Source organism: Streptomyces sp. NBC_01476 (assembly GCF_036227265.1).
Taxonomy (GTDB): Bacteria; Actinomycetota; Actinomycetes; order Streptomycetales; family Streptomycetaceae; genus Actinacidiphila.
This window is the reverse complement of sequence record NZ_CP109446.1, coordinates 329,969-349,352: the sequence shown is the minus strand read 5'-3', so window position 1 is coordinate 349,352 and position 19,384 is coordinate 329,969. Positions and strand designations below refer to the sequence as shown.

Genomic DNA, 19,384 nt, shown 5'->3' with positions numbered 1-19,384 from the left:
TCCATGATCGGCCAGGTACGGGGGTAACGCACGGCGCCGGACCGAAAGCTCCCGGCGACCACCGCCGGCCGCGGATCGGCCGCGCGGTTCAGCAGCGCGGATCGGCCGCCCTCGCGCCCGGCCGCGGCGGACGGCCGGCCACCGCCCGGCGTCTTACTCCCCGGTGAGCGGCTTGGTCCAGCGGCGCCACTGCTGCTCCCGGCCGTAGCCGGCCGCCTGCCAGGCGGCGTGGGCCGGTTCGTTCCGCTCCAGCACCATCGCGTCGCCGCGCCGGCCGCCCAGCGCGAGAAAGCGCTGTTCGGCGGCCTCCAGCAGGGTCCGCGCGACGCCCTGGCGGCGGGCCGCCGGGTGGACGGCGAGCCGGTACAGGTGACAGCGCCAGCCGTCGAAGCCCGCGATCACCGTGCCGACCAGCGTCCCGTCCCGGTCGGCGAGCAGCAGCGCCTCGGGGTCCCGTTCGATCAGCCGGGCGACACCCGCCGTGTCGTCGCTGATGCTGGTGCCCTCCGCCGCGAGCTGCCAGAAGGCGAGCACCACCGCCGCGTCACCGGGGCCGGCCGGCCGTATCCGAAGATCACTCATACCGGAAGCCAATCACCCCGGGCCCCGCGGAGCCGGTAATTCCGGGATCCGGGACGACGCCCTTGCCGCTACTAGCGCCACAGCGCTAGCTTTGTCGTATGGCGAAGACCCAGTTGAATGTGCGGGTGGAAGAAGCCACCGCCGAGACGGCGCGGGAACGGGCCTCACAGCGCGGCATCAGTGTGAACCGCTACATCGAGGAACTCGTCCAGCAGGACGAGGGTGAGAACGGGCGGGCGTTCGTGCAGGCCGCGGCGGACTTCATGGAGCGGTACGAACAGGTCTTCGCGGAAGAGTTCGACAGCCCGGACGAAGGCGTCCGTTGACCCTGCGGATCGACCTCGCCTGGCTGCTGATGGTCGCCGAGCACAACACCCCGGGCGACCCGCAGGTCACCGACTGGGGTGCGCTGGTCGCCGCGGTCAGCAGACACCGTGCCGAGATCTTCGGCCGCCCCGTCTACCCCGACGAGTACACCCGCGCCGCCGCACTGCTCCAGCTCCTGCTGCTGGTGCCGGCCCTGGAGCGCACCAACGCGCTCTTCGCGACCGCCGTCGCCTACGCCTACCTGGTGGCCGGCGGCCTCAAGGTCACCACCACACCGGAACAGGTCAGAGAGCTGGCCCGGCTGGTCAAGGACGGCAGCGCGGGACTGGACCGGATCGCGGCGGAACTGCGGGCCTGGACGGTGTGACGAGGGCGCGCGTACCGGCCGGCGCCGAGGGTGCCGGCCGCCATGACGGGCGCCTCCCGTCCGGCGGAGCGTTCGCCCCGGCACGACGGGAGACGCCGGCAAAGCGGCGCCGCCGCGGCTACGCGTCGCCGGAGACCGCTGCGAAAGGCGGCGGCGCGTAGGCCATGGCGAAGGAGGCCGCGTCCCAGGTGCCGCCGAGCTGCGGGGAGAGCCAGCTCGGCGCGGCGGCGCGGAATGCCTCGGGGGACAAGGAGGCGGCCGCCTCCGGGAGCGCCCCGAGCAGCGGGGCACCCGCCGCCCCGGGCAGGTCCGCGAGATTGCAGCGCTCGGCGAGGTCCGGGTCCGCCCGCCAGCTGCCGATGATCACCCCGAGGCAGCCGATCTTCCGGGTCTGAAGCGCCTCGGCGGTGAGCGCGGTCGCGTTGAGGGTGCCGAGTCCGGACGTGGCGACCAGCAGGACCCGGGCGTGCAGCAGCGCCGCCGCGTCGGCCAGCGTCGACCCCTTCGCGTCGTACGGCACCAGCAGCCCGCCCGCGCCCTCGACCAGCACCACGTCGTGGACGGCGGCCAGCTTGGCCGCGGCCTCCGCGATGTCCTCCGGCCCGACCGTCTCCGCACCGGCCCGCAGGGCCGCCGTGGCCGGCGCCAAGGGCTCGGGGTACCGGGCCAGTTCGGCCGCGGTCACCTCACCGGCCAGCCGCGCCACTTCGGCGGCGTCCCCCGGCTCCGCGCCCGACAGCCCCGTCTGCGCGGGCTTCAGCACCGCCACGCTCAGCCCCTGCGCCAGTGACGCGGCGGCGACAGCGGCGGTCGCGACCGTCTTCCCCACCTCGGTACCCGTTCCGGTGACGACCACGATGGCCATGACCTCAGCCCCTTTCCTGGAGAACTCCGGGCCGACGATACGACCCGGTGTGAACGAACGGCCGCGCGGGCGGTCGCCGCGCACGGCGGAGCCGCTGTGCGCCGGCCCGGCACGTCACCGTGCCGAAGGCGCAGATGACCCGTGAGAGGACGCGGGTCCCCGGGGCCGCGGCGCCTTGTCTATCCCGCCAGTGCCGCGTCCCGCAGACCCCGGCAGATCCGGGCCACGTCCTCGTCCCCGGTGACATAGGGCGGCATCGCGTACACCAGGTCACGGAAGGGCCGCAGCCACACGCCGGCCCGGACCGCCGCCCGGGTCGCCGCCGCGACGTCGACCTCGTGGCCGAGCTGGATCACGCCGATCGCGCCGAGCACCCGGACATCGCGCACCCCGCGCAGTGCGGCAACGCCGGCGAGGCCGTCCCGCAGTCCTGACTCGATCCGTTTGACCTCCCGCGCCCAGTCCTGCTCCAGCAGCAGGTCGATCGACGCGCAGGCGACTGCGGCGGCCAGCGGATTGCCCATGAAGGTGGGTCCGTGCGCCAGGACCGGTACCTCGCCGCGGGAGATGCCCTCGGCCACCCTCGATGTGCACAGCGCGGCGGCCATCGTCAGATAGCCGCCGGTGAGCGCCTTGCCGACGCACATCACATCGGGCGCGACGCCCGCGTGCTCGGCGGCGAAGAGCCGGCCGGTGCGGCCGAAGCCGGTGGCGATCTCGTCGAAGACCAGCAGGACGTCGTGCTCGTCGCACGCCTCGCGGAGCACGCGCAGATAGCCGGGGGAGTGGAAGTTCATTCCGCCGGCTCCCTGCACCACCGGTTCCACCACGACCGCGGCGAGTTCGTCCGCGTGCTGCCCGATCAGCTCCCGCAGCCGCTCGGCGTAGGCCGGGTCCTCCGCGGCGTCGAAACCGGCGGGCGGGGCCGGGGCGAAGACCTGCTCGGGCAGCACCCCGGACCACAGGTGGTGCATCCCGCCGTCCGGGTCGCAGACCGACATCGGCTGCCAGGTGTCACCGTGGTAGCCGCCACGCCAGGTCAGCAGGCGCTGTTTGCCGGGACGCCCCAGCGAACGCCAGTACTGCAGGCACATCTTCACCGCGACCTCGACCGACACCGAGCCCGAGTCGGCGAGGAAGACATGCCGCAGCGGCTCGGGCGTGATCTCCACCAGCCGGGTGGCCAGCCGTACCGCCGGCTCGTGGGTGAGCCCGCCGAACATCACGTGGCTCATCCGCGACAACTGGTCCCGTACCGCCTCGTCCAGCGCCGGGTGGCGGTAACCGTGGATCGCCGACCACCAGGAGGACATGCCGTCGACCAGTTCGGTGCGGCCCTCGGCCGGCGCGGCGAGGCGCAGCCGGACTCCGGACGCGGACGCCACCACCAGCGGGTCCTGCCGGCCGGGCATCGGGCCGTACGGGTGCCAGACGTGCTGCCGATCGAGGCCGAGCAGCACGTCCGGCGCCAGTGGCTCAGGCATTGGGCGGCAGATCCGTCCCCGCGCCCCGCCGGCGTACCGAGACCAGGCCGGTCCTGGCCGTGCTCTCCTCGGCCGGTACGGGCTGCCCCGCCGGCACCGTCACCGGTTCCCGGTGCCCGCCGCAGGTCCCCGCCTCGTGCCCGCAGGCTCCCGCCTCGTGCCCGCCGCATCCCGCGCCGGTGCCGCAGCCTTCCGCGTCCGAGGCGCACAGGCCGCCGCGGTGCTCCGGCAGGGTCCGGGTCCCGGCGCCCTCCACCACGAACCCGGCGTCGGCGATCATGTCGAGGTCGGCCTGCCCGGCCTGGCCCTCGCTGGTCAGATAGTCGCCCAGGAAGATCGAGTTCACCAGGTGCAGCGCGAGCGGCTGCATCGTCCGCAGGTGCACCTCACGGCCGCCCGCCAGCCGGACCTCGACGTCCGGGCAGACGAAGCGCACCATCGCCAGGATCCGCAGGCAGCGCTGCGGGGTGAGGTTCCACTCCTTGGCCAGCGGCGTGCCCTCGAACGGGATCAGGAAGTTCACCGGCACCGAGTCCGGGTCGAGTTCGCGCAGCCCGAAGACCACGTCCACCAGATCCTCGTCGGTCTCGCCCATGCCCGCGATCAGCCCCGAGCACGCCGACAGGCCGGCCGCCTGGGCCTGCTGCACGGTGTCGACCCGGTCGGCGTAGGTGTGGGTGGTGGTGATGTCGCCGTACGTGCTCTCGGAGGTGTTGAGGTTGTGGTTGTAGGCGTCCGCGCCGGCCGCGCGGAGCCGTTCGGCCTGTCCTGAGGAGAGCAGCCCGAGGCACGCACACACCTCGACGCCCTCGTTCTGGTCCTTGATCGCCTCGATGGTCCGGGAGACCCGGTCCACGTCGCGGTCGGTCGGGCCGCGCCCGCTGGCCACCAGGCAGACCCGTTTGGCGCCGCCGGCCACTCCGGCGCGGGCCGCGTCGGCCGCCTGGTCGGGCCGCAGCCAGGTGTACTTGAGGATGTCGGCCTGTGAGCCGAGCCGTTGGGAGCAGTACGAGCAGTCCTCGGGGCAGAGCCCGGACTTGAGGTTCACGAGGTAGTTGAGCTTGACCCGGCGCCCGAACCACTGGCGGCGGACCCGGCCCGCCGCGGCCACCACATCAAGCAGTTCGTCGTCGGAGGTCGCCAGTACGGCGAGCGCTTCCTCGCGGGTGGGCGGCTCGCGGCGCAGCCCCTTGTCCACCAGTGCCGTCAGCAGATCCATGAGGAGATCCTGACGTACGAGGGTGCCCGCAGCCAATGACGGACGGCACAACACGCGTGGCCCGGAGTGTGTGCATCACCACACCCCGTGTCCGGTCCTGCCCCCGGTACGTTGCTGACCAGCACCATCGCACACCGCTCACCGCGTCCGGCGGCACGGGACGCCGCCGGACACCGCCGGACACCGCCGGAACCGACTCGAAGGGGATCGCCGTGACGAGCGTCAGCAGCGGAGACGACACGCAGCAGGCCGGCCCCTTCGGCTGGCTCGCCGAACAGGACCGGGTCCGCCGCGCGGCCGGGCTGCGCCGGCAACTGCGCCCCCGCCAGGCCGATTCGCCGCTGCTGGACCTGGCAGGCAACGACTACCTCGGCCTGACCCGGCACCCCGAAGTCACCCGGGCGGGCGCCGACGCCTGCCTGCGCTGGGGCGCCGGCGCCACCGGCTCCCGGCTGGTGACCGGCAGCACCGCGCTGCACGCCGAACTCGAAGCGGAACTCGCCGACTTCACCGGGTTCGAAGCCGCCCTGGTGCTGGCCTCCGGCTACGCCGCGAACCTCGCCGCGGTCACCGCGCTCACCGGCCCCGGTACCCTGCTGGTCTCCGACGCCGGCAACCACGCCTCGCTCATCGACGGCTGCCGGCTCTCCCGCGCCACCACCGAAGTGGTCCGGCACGCCGACCCCGACGCCGTGCGCAAGGCGCTGCACGGGCACGAGGGGCCGGCCGTGGCGGTCAGCGACTCGGTCTTCTCGGTGGACGGGGACGCCGCCCCCCTGCCCCGGCTCGCCGCGGCCTGCCGGGAGTACGGTGCCGGGCTGCTGATCGACGACGCGCACGGCCTCGGCGTGCTGGGCGACGAGGGGCGCGGCGCGGCGCACACCGCCGGGCTGGCCGGGGCGCCCGACCTGGTGTGCACCGCCACCTTGTCCAAGGCGCTCGGCGCCCAGGGCGGCGTGGTGCTCGGCCCGGCGGCGGTCATCGAGCACCTGGTGAACGCCGCCCGTACCTTCATCTTCGACACCGGCCTCGCGCCGGCCGCCGCGGGCGCCGCGCTCGGCGCGCTGCGGCTGCTGCGCCGTGAGCCGGAGCGCGCCGGGCGGTCCCGGGCGGTCGCCCGCGACTTCCACCGGCGGCTGACCGCGGCGGGGCTGAGCGCGACACCCCCGGACGCCTGCGTGGTGTCGGTGCGCGCCCCGTCGCCGGAGTCCGCGGTCGCCTGGGCAGCGGCCTGCCGGGACGAGGGGCTTGCGGTCGGCTGCTTCCGCCCGCCGTCCGTGCCCGACGGGGTGTCCCGGCTCAGGCTCACCGCCCGCTGCGACCTGACCGAGGACCGGATCGGCGCCGCGGTGGAGACCATCGTCCGTACCGCGCCACGCGGCTGACGGCCCCTCAGACCGGTCCGAGGGCGCCGGCGGCCAGTGCCCGGACGAACGCCGTCCAGGCGTCCGGTGCGAAGAGCAGCGCCGGGCCCGAGGGGTCCTTGGAGTCGCGCACCGCCAGCGGACCGGACGCCAGCCGGGCGGTCTCCACACAGTTGTTCGCGGCGGTGCTGTGGCTGCTGCGCCGCCAGGTCACCCCGGAAAGGGCGGAACTGGGGGAAATGTAACGGGCCCGCGGCATGATGGGACCTCCACGTTCCGGTCGGCGGGGCTGCTCGGCTCGCTGCACTAACCCGACAGCTCGGCTCGGATCCCGGCGATCATTGCCGCCGATTCCTCCCGTGGAAGGGCCCGGGCGTGCAATCGGGTGAACGCGGCCGCGTAGGCCGCAACATCCTCTTTCCGATCGACGTAGAGACTACTCGTCAAATGGTCGACTACGACCACGTCGAGATCAGCAATGCGCGGAAATGAGAAAATGACGAAAGAATTGGTCACTCCCATGTGCCCGCCCGCCGCGAACGGCAGCACTTGCAGCCGGACCTGCGGAAGTTCGGCGGCTTCCACCAGCTTTCGCAGCTGACCCTCCATCACCTTGACGCCACCCACGCCCCGCCGCAGCACCGCCTCGTCGAGCACCGCCCACATCTCCAGCGGCTGGTCCTGGTGGAGCACCGCCTGCCGGGCTATCCGTACGTCCACCAGCGCGTCGAGCTCACGCCGGCTGAGCTGCGGCATGACGTCCGCGGTGAGCGCGCGGGCGTAGTCCGGGGTCTGCAAAAGCCCCGGGACCACGGTGTTCTCCATCGAACGGGCCTGGCTGGCACCCGTCTCCAGGCTGATGAAGTCGCGGTACTCCTCGGGCAGCAGGTCACGGAAGTCGTGCCACCAGCCGCGCTGGTAACCCCTGTCCGCCAGGGTGCCCAGCAGGTCGCGCAGGGCGAGGTCGCGCACCGCGTAGACATCGAGCAGCACGGTGACGTCCTCGGCGCGGACATTGCTGCGGCCGGTCTCAATCCGGCTGACTTTCGACTGGTGCCATCCGGCCATGCTGGCCGCTTCACCACTGGTGAGCCCGGCCAGGTCGCGCAGTCGGCGCAACTCCTCGCCCAGTCTGCGCCGGCGTACGGCGGGAACCCGTTCCATGCTCTTCTGCGCCTCCTGGAGTGTGCGATCGGCCGTGCGGGGGCCGATACGACAGTGTGCCGACCGCATGCGTATCCACGGGGCAGAGTTCACCGATTCGAGCGACAGATATATGCAGTGCGCAGCGGGGCGTCCCCATTGGCGCCACCATGAGTGCACTCTGACGCGAATCGGCAGTATCCGGAGCCTGGTTCACCACCGGTGCCGGAACCCGGATCCGGGTGCGCGCGACGGAGTCCGGTCGCGGGTGGAAAGGGAACGGCGTCGCCATGGCGGATCTCCAGGAAGCAACGATCACCCTTCCCAGCGACCCCGAGTCGGTGACGGCGGCACGCCACTACGTCTGCGCGCGGCTCAGGGAGTGGGGCCTGCCGCCGGGGGATCCGGCGGTCGACTCGGTACGGCTGATCGTCTCCGAACTCGCCACCAACGCGGTGCTGCACACCTCCGGCCAGTCGCCGAACTTCACCGTCGACGTACGGCTGGAGCGGGGCGGGCAGTTGCACATCGGCGTCACCGACAGCCACCCGCGCTGGCCGCAGCGGCTGCCCGCGGCCGGCCAGCAGGACAACGGGCGCGGCATGGTGATCGTCCGCCACCTCACCACGGAATCCGGCGGTGACTTCCAGGTCACGCCGACCGACGAGGGCGGCAAGACGGTGTGGATCATGCTCCCGTGGGCGGTCCCGGTGGTGTGACCGCGCGCAGAGCCGTCCGTCGGCTGGGCCGTCCGTCGGCTGAGCCGCTGGACGCCCGCCGCCCCCGGCGGCGCCCGGGTCCCGCTCGCCACGGCAGCGCCGGTCCTGGTCCGCGGGGCAGCGGTCCGGGCCGCCACGGTCAGTTCACCCGGCCGTACCAGACGCTCCCCGTCCAGATCCGTTCCAGCCGGACCTTCGCACCCGTTTTGGGCGCGTGCCAGATGTTGCCGCCGCCCGCGTAGATCCCCACGTGGTAGACCGACGAGATGGACGATCCGGTGTGGAAGAACACCAGGTCACCGGCCTGCCGGGAGCCGGCCGCGATGTGCTTGGTGCTGTTGTACTGGGCCGAGGCGGTGCGCGGGAGCTGCTTGCCCGCCTGCTTGAACGAGTAGAGCGTCAGCCCGGAACAGTCGAAGCGGGACGGGCCCGCGGCGCCCCACTGGTAGGGCGAGCCCTTCTTCGACGCGGCCACGTCGAGGGCCCTGGCGGCGGTCGCGGCGGCGTCGGCCTGCTGGGCGCCTCCCGGCAGCAGCGTCGGCAGGGCGACCGCCGCCGCGGTGAGCACGGACGCGGCTCCCAGCCGGCCGAGCCGGCCGGACGCCCGGGAGGGCGTCCGGCGCGAGGGGGCCGGCCGGGCGGCCGCAGGAGTGTCCTTCGGGGCTCTGTCCCGGGAGGAGATGCGATGGAGCGCGGTCATGCGCAGCCCTTCGTCATCAGCCTGCGAAGGATGACCTGTCGGGTTCGGGCAGGCGAAGATGCCCGGCCGCTCGCAGCGGCTTCACCCCGAGGGGCGGTGCGGAATCAGGTCCGCACCGGCCCCGTACTGCTGGGTCCTCCGCTCCTGCCATTGCACGAGTGTCGACCTGGCATCCGCGCGGCGGCAGGATTCGGCGTCCGCTCGGACCGCCCCGTCACGGTGGCGGGGGCTTGTCGTCACCACGGATCGTTACGCACGGAACGTGTTCGTGCCGCGACAGAAACGCGCAATGTGACGTTCGTCACCTTTGCGCCGTTTGGGGGAGAGGCCGGCCCCGGCGTCCGATGCCGGGGCGGTGCCCGGCCGTTGACCTGCCGTGATGGGCCCGGTCGGGAGCGGGGTCCGCGCAATCCGCGCAACTGCGCCGGATCGCGGCGCCCGGCAACCGCTACGCCAAAGGACTGAGTCCGCCGCGCCGCCGGCGGAGGCGTTTTGCTGCCGCACAGTGACCGTGTGGAGGTCGGCGCGGGACCGGGTCCGTGGGTCAGGGCTCCTGCGGTCCGATCGCCGGCTCCGGGGCCACGGTGACTGCCGCGGAGCGGCGTTCGCCGTCCAGCACCCGCAGCGCCCGGCCCAGGGTGGCGTGGTGGACTTCGGTCTCTCCCCGCATGTGCATCACGGTGAGCGCGTCCTTGAGGGCCGTCGCCCGGCTCACCAGGGCCTGCGCCGCCCGGAGCGCCGCATAGGTGTCGGTGGTTCTGGACGGGTTGATCCGGCCCAGCAGATCCACCATGTCGAGGTAGCAGTCGACCAGTTCACCCTCGGAGCGGGTGAGGGCGGGCAGCGGCGGCAGTTCCGGCACCACCGCGGGTCACCGCAGGCCGTACGGAGCGGTGTTGGACTTGCGGCTGGTGGTCAGCCGGTCCACCAGGCCGTAGGCCACCGCCGCTTCGGCGTCGAAGATGTTGTCCCGCTCGATGTCCGCCGCGATCCGGGCCCGGTCCTGGCCGGTGTGCCGGGTCAGCAGCGTCTCCAACCGGTCGCGGGTGCGCAGCAGTTCCTCGGCCTGGATCTGCAGGTCGGAGACCGGGCCCTGCACGACGTCGCCGAGGGAGGGCTGGTGGATCAGGATCCGGGCGGCCGGGGTCATCATCCGCTTGCCGGGTTGGCCGGCCGCGAGCAGCACGGCGGCGGCGGAGGCCGCCTGGCCGATGCACACCGTCGCCACGTCGCAGGTGACGAACTGCATGGTGTCGTAGATCGCGGTCATCGCGGAGAAGGAGCCGCCGGGCGAGTTGATGTACAGGTGGATGTCCTGCTCGGGGGCGGCGCTCTCCAGGTGGACGAGCTGCGCCATCACGTCGTTCGCGGCGGTGTCGTCGATCTGGGTGCCCAGAAAGATGATCCGCTCCTGCAGCAGCTTGGAGTACGGGTCCATGGTGCGGATCCCGCTGCTGCTGCGCTCGGTGAATTCGGGCAGTACGTAGCGGGCGGTCGGTCGCGGCATGCGGGCACCTCCGGCATTCGGTCCAACACATCAAAATGTACAGGACGTACATCTCGTTATGATGGGGAGCATGACCCATGACGTACCCGTGACACAAGCGCGGGCCGAGCTCGCCGAGCTCATCAACCGCGTGGTCTACGGCGGTGAGCAGGTGGTGCTGACCCGCCACGGCAAACCGCTCGTAGCCCTGGTATCGGCCGCTGACCTGCAGCGACTGCGTGATCTCGACGCCGGGACCGAGGAGCGGGTGATCAGCACGGTGTCCTCGGTCGGGTCCCGCCCGTCCGCCACGGGCGAACGCCGCAGGTTCGGTATCGCGGCCGAGCACCGGGGGCCCGAGGCCCGCTGATCCGCCGCGCGGACCGCCCGCCCGGGAAGGGCGGCCGGCACCCGTGACAGTCGCCCGTAACAACCGTTAACGCTGTCGAAATGGTGCCGAACTAATCTCGCGGGACCCGGACGACTGTGAGGTGCGGCTGTGCAGCTGACCCCCCATGAGCAGGAACGCCTGCTCATCCATGTGGCCGCCGACGTGGCGGAGCGGCGGCGCGCCCGCGGGCTGCGTCTCAACCACCCCGAGGCGATCGCGCTGATCACCGCGCACCTCCTGGAGGGCGCCCGCGACGGCCGGACGGTCGCCGAACTGATGACCTCCGGCCGGGCCGTGCTGACCCGCGAGGACGTCATGGACGGCATCCCGGAGATGATCCACGAGGTCCAGGTCGAAGCCACCTTCCCGGACGGCACCAAGCTCGTCACCGTCCACCAGCCGATCGTCTGAAGGGCGGTTCACGGTGATTCCCGGAGAGATCTTTTACGGCCAGGGCCCGGTGCCGCTGAACGCCGGCCGCCCGGTGAGCCGGCTGACCGTGCTCAACGCCGCCGACCGGCCGATCCAGGTCGGGTCCCACTACCACTTCGCCGAGGCCAACCCCGGGCTGCGCTTCGACCGCGCCGCCGCCCACGGCCTGCGGCTGAACATCGCGGCGGGCACCGCCGTACGGTTCGAGCCCGGCATCCCCGCCGAGGTCGAACTGGTGCCGATCGCCGGACAGCGGATCGTCGCCGGGCTGCGCGGGCAGACCGCCGGGCCGCTCGACGCGACCACCGAGCGCACAGGAGCCGAAGGTGTCTGACCTCACCCGGGCCGTATACGGCGACCTTTTCGGCCCCACCGCCGGTGACCGCATCCGGCTCGCCGACACCGATCTGCTGATCGAGATCGAGCGCGATCTCGCCGGCGGTCCCGAACTCGCCGGAAACGAGGCGGTCTTCGGCGGCGGCAAGGTCATCCGCGAGTCCATGGGCCAGGGCCGGGCGAGCCGCGCGGAAGGCGCGCCCGACACGGTGATCACCGGCGCCGTGGTGCTCGACCACTGGGGCATCGTCAAGGCGGACATCGGCATCCGGGACGGCCGGATCACCGCACTCGGCAAGGCGGGCAACCCCGAGACGATGGACGGCGTCCACCCCGACCTGGTGATCGGCCCAGAGACCGAAGTCATCGCGGGCAACGGGAAGATCCTCACCGCCGGCACCATCGACGCCCACGTCCACTTCATCTCGCCGACCCTGATGACCACCGCGCTCGCCTCGGGCGTCACCACCGTCGTCGGCGGCGGCACCGGACCCGCCGAGGGCACCAAGGCCACCACCATCACGCCCGGCGGCTGGCACCTCGCCCGGATGTTCGCCGGCCTGGAGGCCTACCCGGTCAATGTGGGACTGCTCGGCAAGGGCAACACCGTCAACCAGCAGTCCATGCACGACCAGTTGCGGGCCGGCGCGGTCGGCTTCAAGATCCACGAGGACTGGGGGGCCACCCCTGCCGCCATCGACGCGTGCCTGACGGTCTGCGAGCAGAGCGGCGCCCAACTCGCCATCCACACCGACACGTTGAACGAAGCCGGTTTCGTCGAGGACACCCTGGCGGCCATCGCAGGACGGGGAATCCACGCCTATCACACCGAGGGCGCGGGGGGCGGGCACGCGCCCGACATCATCACCGTCGTCTCGCAGCCCCACGTGCTGCCGTCGTCCACCAACCCGACCCGGCCGCACACCGTCAACACCGTCGAGGAACACCTCGACATGCTGATGGTCTGCCACCACCTCAACCCCGCCGTCCCCGAGGACCTGGCCTTCGCCGAGTCCCGGATCCGGCCCTCCACCATCGCCGCCGAGGACGTCCTGCACGACCTCGGCGCGATCAGCATCATCTCCTCCGACTCGCAGGCGATGGGCCGGATCGGCGAGATCGCGCTGCGCACCTGGCAGACCGCCCACGTCATGAAGCGGCGCCGCGGAGCGCTGCCGGGCGACGGCCCCGCGGACAACCACCGGGCCCGTCGCTATGTCGCCAAATACACCATCAACCCGGCGGTGGCGCAGGGCCTGGACGGCGAGATCGGCTCGGTCGAGGCGGGCAAGCTGGCGGACCTGGTGCTCTGGGAACCGGCGTTCTTCGGAGTCAAGCCCCAACTGGTCATCAAGGGCGGTCAGATCGCCTACGCGCAGATGGGCGACGCCAACGCCTCGATCCCGACCCCGCAGCCCGTGCTGCCCCGGCCGATGTTCGGCGCGGTGGGATCCGCGCCCGCCCGCAACGCGGTCAACTTCGTCACCGAGGCGGCACTTGCCGACGGCCTGCCCGAACGGCTCGGACTCGGCAAGGAGTTCGTCGCGACCCGGAACACCCGCGGGCTCACCAAGGCGGACATGCGGGAGAACGACGCACTGCCGGTGGTGGAGGTCGAGCCGGACACCTTCACGGTGCGGATCGACGGTGAAGTGGTGGAGCCCGCACCCGCCGCCGAACTGCCCATGGCCCAGCGGTACTTCCTCTTCTGAGGGGCGGACGATGACCCAGCCGGTCGCCCGCGCCGCCCTGTTGCTGCTCGCCGACGGGCGCTTCCCGGCCGGCGGGCACGCGCACTCGGGCGGCGCCGAAGCGGCGGTCCGCGACGGGCGGATCCGCGACGCGGCCGGTCTGGCGGAGTTCTGCCGCGGCCGGCTGCACACCACGGGACTGGTCGCCGCCGCACTGGCCGCGGCGGCGACCACCGGGTTCGACCCGCTCGCCCTCGACGAGGCGGCCGACGCCCGCACCCCCTCGCCGGCCCTGCGCGCGGTCTCCCGGCGCCTGGGCCGGCAACTCCTGCGGGCCGCGCGCGCCGCCTGGCCCGATCCCGCGCTCGACCAGCTCGCCGCGGCCCGTCCGCGTGGCGCCCACCAGCCCGTCGTGCTCGGCAGCACCGCCCGCGCGGCCGGCCTCGGCCCGCTCGACGCCGCCCACGTCACGGCCTACGAGTCCGTCTCAGGTCCGGCCACCGCCGCCGTCCGGCTGCTCAGCCTCGACCCCTTCCACGCGGCCTCGGTACTGGCCCGCCTGGCCCCGGACATCGACGCGGTCGCCGAGGCGGCGGCGGACGCGGGGGTCCGCACCCGCGGTGAAGGAGCCGCCGCCCTCCCGGCCACCTCTGCGCCCCTCCTCGACCTGGCGGCGGAGCACCACGCGACCTGGCCGGTACGGCTGTTCGCCTCATGACGGCGGCCCGCCCGCCGCACACCGCGGTGTCCGCAGCACCGCTCACCCCCAAGGGAGTTGACCATGCACCTCGATCATCCTGAGATCTTCCCGGAGCGGTATGCCCACTCGGCCGCCGAGACCGGCCCGGACGGGCGCCGCCGGGCGCTGCGGGTGGGGCTCGGCGGACCCGTGGGATCGGGCAAGACCGCGACGGTGGCCGCGCTCTGCCGGACCCTGCGGGCACGGTGGTCGATCGGGGTGGTGACGAACGACATCTACACCCGCGAGGACGCCGACTTCCTGCTGCGCAACGCGGTGCTGCCCGCCGACCGCATCGTCGCCGTCGAGACGGGCGCCTGCCCGCACACCGCGATCCGCGACGACATCTCCGCCAACCTCGAAGCGGTCGAGGACCTGGAAGAGGCCGTGGGCCCGCTCGACCTGGTGCTGGTGGAGTCCGGTGGCGACAACCTCACCGCGACCTTCTCCAAGGGCCTGGTGGACGCCCAGATCTTCGTCATCGACGTGGCCGGCGGCGACGACATCCCCCGCAAGGGCGGCCCGGGAGTGACCACAGCCGACCTGCTGGTGGTGAACAAGACCGACCTCGCGCCCTATGTCGGCGCCGACCTGGGCCGGATGGCCCGGGACGCCGCCGCCCAGCGCGGTGAACTCCCGGTGGTCTTCACCTCGGTGGCCGCCGCCGACGGCATCGCCCCGGTGGCCGGCTGGATCGCGGAGCGCCTGGCCGCGTGGTCGGTGCCGTCGGGCGCGGCCACGGTATGACCGCCCGCGCGGTGGCGGCCGTCGCCCGGATCAGGGCCGTCGCGGACGGGCACGGCGGCACGGCGCTGCCCGTACTCGCCGGCGACGGTCCGCTGGCGGTACGGCGGACCAGGGGCGGCGCGGTGAGTCTGGTCGGCGCGATGAGCGCCCCGCTGGGCGGCGACCGGCTGCGGATCGAGGCCGAGGTGGGTCAGGGGGCGCGCCTGGTGGTCGTCGCGGCCGCCGCGACCGTGGCGCTGCCCGGGCGGAACGGCGAGACGGCGACGTACGACATCCGGCTGACCGTCGCGGACGGGGCGAGCCTCGAATGGCTGCCGGAGCCGGTGATCTCGGCCCGCGGCAGCTCGCTGCGGATGACCACGCATGTCGAACTCGCCCCGACCGCCCGGCTGCTGCTCCGCGACGAGCAGATCCTCGGCCGGCACGCCGAACCCCCGGGTGACCTGACCACCCGCCTCACCGTCCACCGGGGCGGACGCCCGCTGTTCGACCAGGAACTCTCCTTCGGCCCCGCCGCCCCCGCCTGGTCGGGACCCGCTGTCCTCGGCCCGTACCGCGCGGCCGGCCAACTCCTGCTGGTGGAGCCGGAACGGGACCCCGGCACACCCCTGCTCCTGCCAGGGGAGCCGGCCGACGGCCGGGCCGCGCTCGCCCCGCTGGCCGGCCCCGCCCTCCTCGTCACCGCCGTCGCCGCCGACGGCCTGCGGCTGCGCCGGCTGCTGGACCAGGGCCTCAGCGCGTCCCGGAACCGCTGACCAGTGCCTGCGCGAAGAGCGCGGCGACCGGGTCAGGCGAGGTCGCGCGCACCACCTCCACCCGGTGCACCAGACGCGGCCCGGTGACCGGCACCCCACCGGCTCCCGCGACCGAACGCGGCAGCACCGCGAGCCCCTGACCGGCGGCGACCAGCGCGTGCAGGGCGCGGGCGTCCGTGCCGTCGTAACAGACCTGGCCGGGAAAGGCGCCACCGGTGGCCGCGCGCAGTTCGGCCAGCCGGACCGCGGCGCCGGGCGCGTCCAGCCAGAGCGCGTCGGCCAGGTCCGGCAGCCGCAGTCCCGCACGGTCCGAAAGCGGGTGGCCCGGCGGCAGCAATACCGTCAGCGGCTCCTCAGCCACCTGGTTCGTCACCAGGCCCGCCGCCTCCGGAAGCCGCAGCGGATCGGTGGGCGCGGCCGCACCGTCCACCAGAGCGGCACCCAACTCGCCCTCCGCCACCCCCCGCATCAGCACCTCCCGGTCCAGCAGCCGCACCACCACGTCCGTGCGCGGCATCGCCGCCCGCACCCGGCCCAGCGCCCGCGCCGCCCGCGGTCCGAAGGCGAGCGCGGTGGCTCCGACCACCAGACGTGCGGCAGGCGTCCGCCCGACCCGTACGACATCAGCGCGGGCCGCCGCCAGCCGGGTCAGCAACGGGCCCGCGTGGTCGAGCAGCCGGGCACCGGCCTCCGTGGCGACGACCGGCCGCCGGCCCAGCAGTTCCACCCCGAGATCCGCCTCCAGCGCGGCGATGTGCTGCGACACCGCGGACTGGGTGTAGCCCAACTCCCGTGCTGCCGCGGAGAAGGAGCCCAGCCGGGCCACCGTGGTGAAGGTACGGAGCAGATGCGGGTCCATGGCCATCAGTATCACTGATGTGGTGACCACTCATCATCGTTGGACGCGATGCACCGGTCGCCCCGAGGATGGGCGCATGACGACGACCACCCGCCCCGCCCGGATCGCCCTGGTGGGCGACCACTCCCCGTCGGTCCGTTCGCACCAGCGCGTGCCCGGCCTGCTCGCCGCGCTCCGCGAGCGGCACGGTCTGCCGGTGGACGGCTACTGGATCGCCTCCCAGGACGCCGAACTCCCCGGCGCCGTCGACCGGTTCGACGCGGTCTGGCTGCTGCCGGGCAGCCCGTACCGCAGCGAGGCCGGCGCACTGGCCGCCGTGCGCACCGCCCGCGAGCAGGGCATCCCCTTCCTCGCCACCTGCGGCGGCTTCCAGCACGCCCTGCTGGAGTTCGCCCGTGACGTCTGCGGCCTGACCGGCGCGCGGCACACCGAGAACGAAGCCGAAGGCGCCACCGGTGCGGAGGACGACGTCCTGATCGCGCCGCTCGCGTGCTCCCTTGTCGGCCACGAAGGGCGGCTGAGCACCGTGCCCGGCAGCCTCGCCGAACGGCTCCTCGGCAGCAGGGAGACCGTCGAGCGCTTCCACTGCTCCTACGGTCCGGTGGCCGGCCTGCTGCCGCTCCTCGAAGCCGGGGGTCTGCGCTTCACCGCCCACGACACCGAAGGCTCCCCCCGAGTCGCCGAACTTCCCGGCCACCCGTTCTTCCTCGGCACCCTCTTCCAGCCGGAACTGGCCGGTGACGGCAGTGTGCCGCACCCCTATATCCGGGCGCTGGCCGAAGCCGCTCTCACCCGGGCGGCCCACCCGGCGGGCGGCGTGGATCCGGCCGACTCCGGCGGGAAATCGCCGTCTGACGAAGAATCACCCGCCTGGGCTGTTCACAGCTGACCCACAGGGGAAAGTATTCGCACCTCATCACTGTGACCACCGTGGCCACATGTCACGGTCTTCAGGGGGAGGTCCGCTCTTGAGACGCACGATCGTGCTCGTCTCCACCGGTGTCCTGCTTGCCGGCGCGGTGGTCGCCGCCCCGGCGGCCACCGCCGGTCCGGTGCACTCCGGCCGGCCCCGGCCCATCACCGTGCCGGAGTCGGTGGGCGTGGTGATCGCCGCCCAGAACGCGGGGAAGCGCGGGGTGACCTGGGCCGGCTGTCCGGCCGACTGGTCCCTGGCCGCGCCCGTCCAGTGCGGCTGGGTCACCGTGCCGGTGGATTACACGAAACCCTTCGGCGACACCATCCGGCTCGCCGTGGACCGGGCGGTGAGCACCGGCACCGCCCAGGAGCGGCAGGGCGCGCTGATCTACAACCCGGGCGGCCCCGGCGGTTCGGGGCTGCGCTTCCCGGTACGCTCCACCAGCGCCTCCGCGCTGTGGGTCAAAACCGCCAAGGCGTACGACTTCGTGGGCTTCGACCCGCGCGGCGTCGGCCACTCCGCGGCCATCTCCTGTCAGGACCCGCAGGAGTTCGTCCAGGCCCCCAAGGCAGACCCGGTGCCGGACGACGAGGCCGACAAGCGCGCCCAGCGCAAGCTCGCCGCCGAGTACGCGCGCGGCTGCCTGGAGCGCACCGGCGCGCCCATGCTCTCCCGGATGACCACCGCCGACACCGCCCGCGACCTCGACGTCATCCGCGCCGCCCTCGGCGAGCGCAAGCTCAACTACCTCGGCGCCTCCTACGGGACCTACCTCGGGGCGGTGTACGCGACCCTCTTCCCCGCCCATGTGCGCCGGATGGTCGTGGACAGCGTGGTCAACCCCGACCCGGACCAGATCTGGTACCAGAACAACCTCGACCAGGACGTTGCCTTCCAGGGCCGCTGGAACGACTGGGAGGACTGGGTCGCCAGGTACGACTCGGCCTACCACCTCGGCACCACCCGGGCACAGGTCGAGACGGAGTGGAAGCGACTGCGCGCCGCCGCCAAGGCGCACCCGATCGGCGGTGTCGTCGGCCCCGCGGAACTCCTCGGCTTCTTCCAGAACGCGCCCTACTACGACTCCTCCTGGGCCACCGTCGCGGGCGTCTGGAGCAAGTACCGCGCGGGGGACACCCAGGCGCTGGTGGACGCGGCCGGTCCCGACCTCTCCGACACCGCGGGCAACAAGACCGCGGAGAACGGCAACGCCGTCTACACCGCGGTCGAGTGCACCGACGCCAAGTGGCCCACCAGCTGGCCCAGATGGGACCGCGACAACACCGCGCTCAATGCGTGGTACCCCTTCCTCACCTGGTCCAACGCCTGGCTGAACCTGCCGTGCGCCACCTGGCCGGTCCGGCAGCAGACCCCGGTCGACGTACGCTCGCACCGCCCACTGCCCGGGGTGCTGATCGTGCAGAGCACCCGCGACGCGGCCACCCCGTACGGCGGTGCGCTCGAACTCCACCGCAGGCTCGCCGGATCGCGGCTGGTCACCGAGCGGGACGCGGGTTCGCACGGCGTCACCGGGCTCGTCAACCCGTGCGTCAACAGCCGGGTCGACGGTTATCTGCTCACCGGCAGCCTCGACCCGCACGACGTGGTCTGCGGCCCGCACGCCGCGCCGGTGCCCGCCACGCCGTAGGCGTCATGCGCCCAGGGGCCGTTCGCACCTCCGTCAGCGAGGAGCGGACGGCCCTTCGCACGCGGTCCTTCACTGGGCCCCTTCGCACGTGACCCTCGGCACGGCGGCCCGGCGCGCTCCCCCGGCCGTCAGCCGGCGATCGGCTCGGTGCGCGGCGCGGCCACCCGTACGTAGTCCTTCGCCGACAGTGCCAGGGACCGGTCGAGGCGCGCCGCGTTGAAGAAGATCTCGTCGTGCGCCAACAGCGACGGATCCACGATGAGTTCGAGCTTCTCGTCGAAGGAGAACGGCAGCACGGTGCCGCTCACACTCCCCGCGAGCCGCTCCGCGGTGTCCTTCGACGCGAAGGACACATAGGTGCCCTCCAGCAGCGCCTTCACCGCGTTCAGGTCCACCCGCCGGTCACCGGGCACGACGGCGAGCACATAACGCGTCACCTTCTTGCCGACCTTGACCATGACGACGATGCACTTCGCCGCCTGGTCAAGGGAGTTGCCCCGCAGTTCGCTCACCACTTCGGTCGCGCCCTCGGGTGCGTGGTCGATGGTCCGGTACTGCGCACCCTGCTCGTCCAGCAGGGCGATCAGCCGGTCGTACGTCTCGTGCTCGCTCAT

General features: G+C 72.9%; 24 protein-coding genes and 1 riboswitch. Of the genes, 13 read left to right on the top strand and 11 right to left on the bottom strand.

Annotated features, from left to right (window positions below):
• Window positions 1–153 precede the first annotated feature (153 nt).
• Window positions 154–582, bottom strand: coding sequence for a GNAT family N-acetyltransferase (locus OG552_RS01485; protein WP_329128868.1), 429 nt, complete (start codon window positions 580–582; stop codon window positions 154–156).
• 98 nt (window positions 583–680) lie between these two features.
• Between OG552_RS01485 and OG552_RS01480 the strand changes: the two genes are divergently transcribed.
• A complete protein-coding gene (locus tag OG552_RS01480) occupies window positions 681–908 on the top strand; it encodes a toxin-antitoxin system HicB family antitoxin (protein ID WP_329128866.1) in 228 nt (75 codons plus the stop codon).
• The gene (locus OG552_RS01475; RefSeq protein WP_329128864.1) at window positions 905–1,276 is read left to right on the top strand and encodes a fic family toxin-antitoxin system, toxin component; all 372 of its coding nucleotides are present in this window, start codon (window positions 905–907) and stop codon (window positions 1,274–1,276) included. Before OG552_RS01480 ends, OG552_RS01475 begins: the two co-directional genes overlap by 4 nt.
• 118 nt (window positions 1,277–1,394) lie before the next feature.
• Here the strand turns inward: OG552_RS01475 and bioD are convergent, their stop codons facing one another.
• The 3 genes from bioD to bioB form a co-directional block, all read right to left on the bottom strand.
• Window positions 1,395–2,141, bottom strand: coding sequence for a dethiobiotin synthase (bioD, locus tag OG552_RS01470; RefSeq protein ID WP_329128862.1), 747 nt, complete (start codon window positions 2,139–2,141; stop codon window positions 1,395–1,397).
• Between the two features lie 179 nt (window positions 2,142–2,320).
• Window positions 2,321–3,625 (bottom strand): adenosylmethionine--8-amino-7-oxononanoate transaminase, encoded by a 1,305-nt coding sequence (locus OG552_RS01465; protein ID WP_329128861.1) that lies wholly within the window; start codon window positions 3,623–3,625, stop codon window positions 2,321–2,323.
• Window positions 3,618–4,844, bottom strand: coding sequence for a biotin synthase BioB (gene bioB / locus OG552_RS01460; RefSeq protein ID WP_329128860.1), 1,227 nt, complete (start codon window positions 4,842–4,844; stop codon window positions 3,618–3,620). The genes OG552_RS01465 and bioB overlap by 8 nt, the downstream gene beginning before the upstream one ends.
• Window positions 4,845–5,056: 212 nt before the next feature.
• Here bioB and OG552_RS01455 point away from each other — a divergent pair, with 212 nt between their 5' ends.
• Window positions 5,057–6,229, top strand: coding sequence for an 8-amino-7-oxononanoate synthase (locus tag OG552_RS01455; RefSeq protein WP_329128859.1), 1,173 nt, complete (start codon window positions 5,057–5,059; stop codon window positions 6,227–6,229).
• Between the two features lie 7 nt (window positions 6,230–6,236).
• On the opposite strand, the gene OG552_RS01450 is transcribed toward OG552_RS01455, so the two are convergent.
• Together OG552_RS01450 and OG552_RS01445 are read right to left on the bottom strand one after the other, a co-directional pair.
• Entirely contained in the window at window positions 6,237–6,467 is a 231-nt protein-coding gene (locus tag OG552_RS01450) for a DUF397 domain-containing protein (protein WP_329128858.1), read from the bottom strand.
• A 47-nt stretch (window positions 6,468–6,514) separates the two neighbouring features.
• The gene (locus OG552_RS01445) at window positions 6,515–7,372 is read right to left on the bottom strand and encodes a helix-turn-helix domain-containing protein (protein ID WP_329128856.1); all 858 of its coding nucleotides are present in this window, start codon (window positions 7,370–7,372) and stop codon (window positions 6,515–6,517) included.
• A 269-nt stretch (window positions 7,373–7,641) separates the two neighbouring features.
• Between OG552_RS01445 and OG552_RS01440 the strand changes: the two genes are divergently transcribed.
• Window positions 7,642–8,070, top strand: coding sequence for an ATP-binding protein (locus OG552_RS01440; protein ID WP_329128854.1), 429 nt, complete (start codon window positions 7,642–7,644; stop codon window positions 8,068–8,070).
• Between the two features lie 139 nt (window positions 8,071–8,209).
• Here the strand turns inward: OG552_RS01440 and OG552_RS01435 are convergent, their stop codons facing one another.
• The 3 genes from OG552_RS01435 to OG552_RS01425 form a co-directional block, all read right to left on the bottom strand.
• Window positions 8,210–8,770 (bottom strand): C40 family peptidase, encoded by a 561-nt coding sequence (locus OG552_RS01435; RefSeq protein ID WP_329128852.1) that lies wholly within the window; start codon window positions 8,768–8,770, stop codon window positions 8,210–8,212.
• Window positions 8,771–8,773: 3 nt separating this feature from the next.
• Window positions 8,774–8,947: riboswitch (cyclic di-AMP (ydaO/yuaA leader) on the bottom strand.
• 367 nt (window positions 8,948–9,314) lie between these two features.
• Window positions 9,315–9,635: a hypothetical protein gene (locus OG552_RS01430; protein ID WP_329128850.1), complete on the bottom strand. Its 321-nt coding sequence runs from the start codon at window positions 9,633–9,635 to the stop codon at window positions 9,315–9,317.
• A gap of 6 nt (window positions 9,636–9,641) precedes the next feature.
• Entirely contained in the window at window positions 9,642–10,277 is a 636-nt protein-coding gene (locus tag OG552_RS01425; RefSeq protein ID WP_329128848.1) for an ATP-dependent Clp protease proteolytic subunit, read from the bottom strand.
• Window positions 10,278–10,347: 70 nt separating this feature from the next.
• On the opposite strand from OG552_RS01425, the gene OG552_RS01420 reads away from it, so the two are divergent.
• The 7 genes from OG552_RS01420 (at window position 10,348) to OG552_RS01390 (ending at window position 15,347) form a co-directional block, all read left to right on the top strand.
• A complete protein-coding gene (locus OG552_RS01420; RefSeq protein WP_329128847.1) occupies window positions 10,348–10,626 on the top strand; it encodes a type II toxin-antitoxin system Phd/YefM family antitoxin in 279 nt (92 codons plus the stop codon).
• 129 nt (window positions 10,627–10,755) lie between these two features.
• The gene (locus OG552_RS01415) at window positions 10,756–11,058 is read left to right on the top strand and encodes an urease subunit gamma (protein WP_329128845.1); all 303 of its coding nucleotides are present in this window, start codon (window positions 10,756–10,758) and stop codon (window positions 11,056–11,058) included.
• Window positions 11,059–11,071: 13 nt separating this feature from the next.
• The gene (locus OG552_RS01410) at window positions 11,072–11,413 is read left to right on the top strand and encodes an urease subunit beta (RefSeq protein ID WP_329128844.1); all 342 of its coding nucleotides are present in this window, start codon (window positions 11,072–11,074) and stop codon (window positions 11,411–11,413) included.
• Window positions 11,406–13,127 carry an urease subunit alpha gene (locus OG552_RS01405; RefSeq protein WP_329128842.1) on the top strand — a complete coding sequence of 574 codons (1,722 nt, stop codon included), beginning with the start codon at window positions 11,406–11,408 and terminating at the stop codon, window positions 13,125–13,127. The genes OG552_RS01410 and OG552_RS01405 overlap by 8 nt, the downstream gene beginning before the upstream one ends.
• Window positions 13,128–13,137: 10 nt before the next feature.
• Window positions 13,138–13,824 (top strand): urease accessory protein UreF, encoded by a 687-nt coding sequence (locus OG552_RS01400; protein ID WP_329128840.1) that lies wholly within the window; start codon window positions 13,138–13,140, stop codon window positions 13,822–13,824.
• 63 nt (window positions 13,825–13,887) lie between these two features.
• The gene (gene ureG, locus OG552_RS01395; RefSeq protein WP_329128838.1) at window positions 13,888–14,592 is read left to right on the top strand and encodes an urease accessory protein UreG; all 705 of its coding nucleotides are present in this window, start codon (window positions 13,888–13,890) and stop codon (window positions 14,590–14,592) included.
• Window positions 14,589–15,347, top strand: coding sequence for an urease accessory protein UreD (locus OG552_RS01390; protein ID WP_329128836.1), 759 nt, complete (start codon window positions 14,589–14,591; stop codon window positions 15,345–15,347). The genes ureG and OG552_RS01390 overlap by 4 nt, the downstream gene beginning before the upstream one ends.
• Here the strand turns inward: OG552_RS01390 and OG552_RS01385 are convergent.
• Complete coding sequence (locus OG552_RS01385; protein WP_329128835.1) at window positions 15,325–16,206, bottom strand: LysR family transcriptional regulator; 882 nt, start codon at window positions 16,204–16,206, stop codon at window positions 15,325–15,327. The genes OG552_RS01390 and OG552_RS01385 overlap by 23 nt on opposite strands.
• Before the next feature lie 76 nt (window positions 16,207–16,282).
• Here OG552_RS01385 and OG552_RS01380 point away from each other — a divergent pair, with 76 nt between their 5' ends.
• Window positions 16,283–17,095, top strand: a complete 813-nt coding sequence (locus OG552_RS01380) for a CTP synthase C-terminal region-related (seleno)protein (protein ID WP_329128833.1) — start codon at window positions 16,283–16,285, stop codon at window positions 17,093–17,095.
• 49 nt (window positions 17,096–17,144) lie between these two features.
• The gene (locus OG552_RS01375; protein ID WP_443070854.1) at window positions 17,145–18,770 is read left to right on the top strand and encodes an alpha/beta hydrolase; all 1,626 of its coding nucleotides are present in this window, start codon (window positions 17,145–17,147) and stop codon (window positions 18,768–18,770) included.
• 128 nt (window positions 18,771–18,898) lie between these two features.
• Here the strand turns inward: OG552_RS01375 and OG552_RS01370 are convergent, their stop codons facing one another.
• Complete coding sequence (locus OG552_RS01370) at window positions 18,899–19,384, bottom strand: YbaK/EbsC family protein (protein ID WP_329128831.1); 486 nt, start codon at window positions 19,382–19,384, stop codon at window positions 18,899–18,901.

What these genes read in the sequence shown, in the direction of transcription:
- OG552_RS01485 (WP_329128868.1), bottom strand. Translation starts at nt 582, where the DNA reads ATGAGTGATCTTCGGATACGGCCGGCCGGCCCCGGTGACGCGGCGGTG.
- OG552_RS01480 (WP_329128866.1), top strand. Translation starts at nt 681, where the DNA reads ATGGCGAAGACCCAGTTGAATGTGCGGGTGGAAGAAGCCACCGCCGAG.
- bioD (WP_329128862.1), bottom strand. Translation starts at nt 2,141, where the DNA reads ATGGCCATCGTGGTCGTCACCGGAACGGGTACCGAGGTGGGGAAGACG.
- OG552_RS01465 (WP_329128861.1), bottom strand. Translation starts at nt 3,625, where the DNA reads ATGCCTGAGCCACTGGCGCCGGACGTGCTGCTCGGCCTCGATCGGCAG.
- bioB (WP_329128860.1), bottom strand. Translation starts at nt 4,844, where the DNA reads ATGGATCTGCTGACGGCACTGGTGGACAAGGGGCTGCGCCGCGAGCCG.
- OG552_RS01450 (WP_329128858.1), bottom strand. Translation starts at nt 6,467, where the DNA reads ATGCCGCGGGCCCGTTACATTTCCCCCAGTTCCGCCCTTTCCGGGGTG.
- OG552_RS01445 (WP_329128856.1), bottom strand. Translation starts at nt 7,372, where the DNA reads ATGGAACGGGTTCCCGCCGTACGCCGGCGCAGACTGGGCGAGGAGTTG.
- OG552_RS01440 (WP_329128854.1), top strand. Translation starts at nt 7,642, where the DNA reads ATGGCGGATCTCCAGGAAGCAACGATCACCCTTCCCAGCGACCCCGAG.
- OG552_RS01435 (WP_329128852.1), bottom strand. Translation starts at nt 8,770, where the DNA reads ATGACCGCGCTCCATCGCATCTCCTCCCGGGACAGAGCCCCGAAGGAC.
- OG552_RS01425 (WP_329128848.1), bottom strand. Translation starts at nt 10,277, where the DNA reads ATGCCGCGACCGACCGCCCGCTACGTACTGCCCGAATTCACCGAGCGC.
- OG552_RS01420 (WP_329128847.1), top strand. Translation starts at nt 10,348, where the DNA reads ATGACCCATGACGTACCCGTGACACAAGCGCGGGCCGAGCTCGCCGAG.
- OG552_RS01400 (WP_329128840.1), top strand. Translation starts at nt 13,138, where the DNA reads ATGACCCAGCCGGTCGCCCGCGCCGCCCTGTTGCTGCTCGCCGACGGG.
- ureG (WP_329128838.1), top strand. Translation starts at nt 13,888, where the DNA reads ATGCACCTCGATCATCCTGAGATCTTCCCGGAGCGGTATGCCCACTCG.
- OG552_RS01390 (WP_329128836.1), top strand. Translation starts at nt 14,589, where the DNA reads ATGACCGCCCGCGCGGTGGCGGCCGTCGCCCGGATCAGGGCCGTCGCG.
- OG552_RS01385 (WP_329128835.1), bottom strand. Translation starts at nt 16,206, where the DNA reads ATGGACCCGCATCTGCTCCGTACCTTCACCACGGTGGCCCGGCTGGGC.
- OG552_RS01380 (WP_329128833.1), top strand. Translation starts at nt 16,283, where the DNA reads ATGACGACGACCACCCGCCCCGCCCGGATCGCCCTGGTGGGCGACCAC.
- OG552_RS01375 (WP_443070854.1), top strand. Translation starts at nt 17,145, where the DNA reads ATGTCACGGTCTTCAGGGGGAGGTCCGCTCTTGAGACGCACGATCGTG.
- OG552_RS01370 (WP_329128831.1), bottom strand. Translation starts at nt 19,384, where the DNA reads ATGAGCGAGCACGAGACGTACGACCGGCTGATCGCCCTGCTGGACGAG.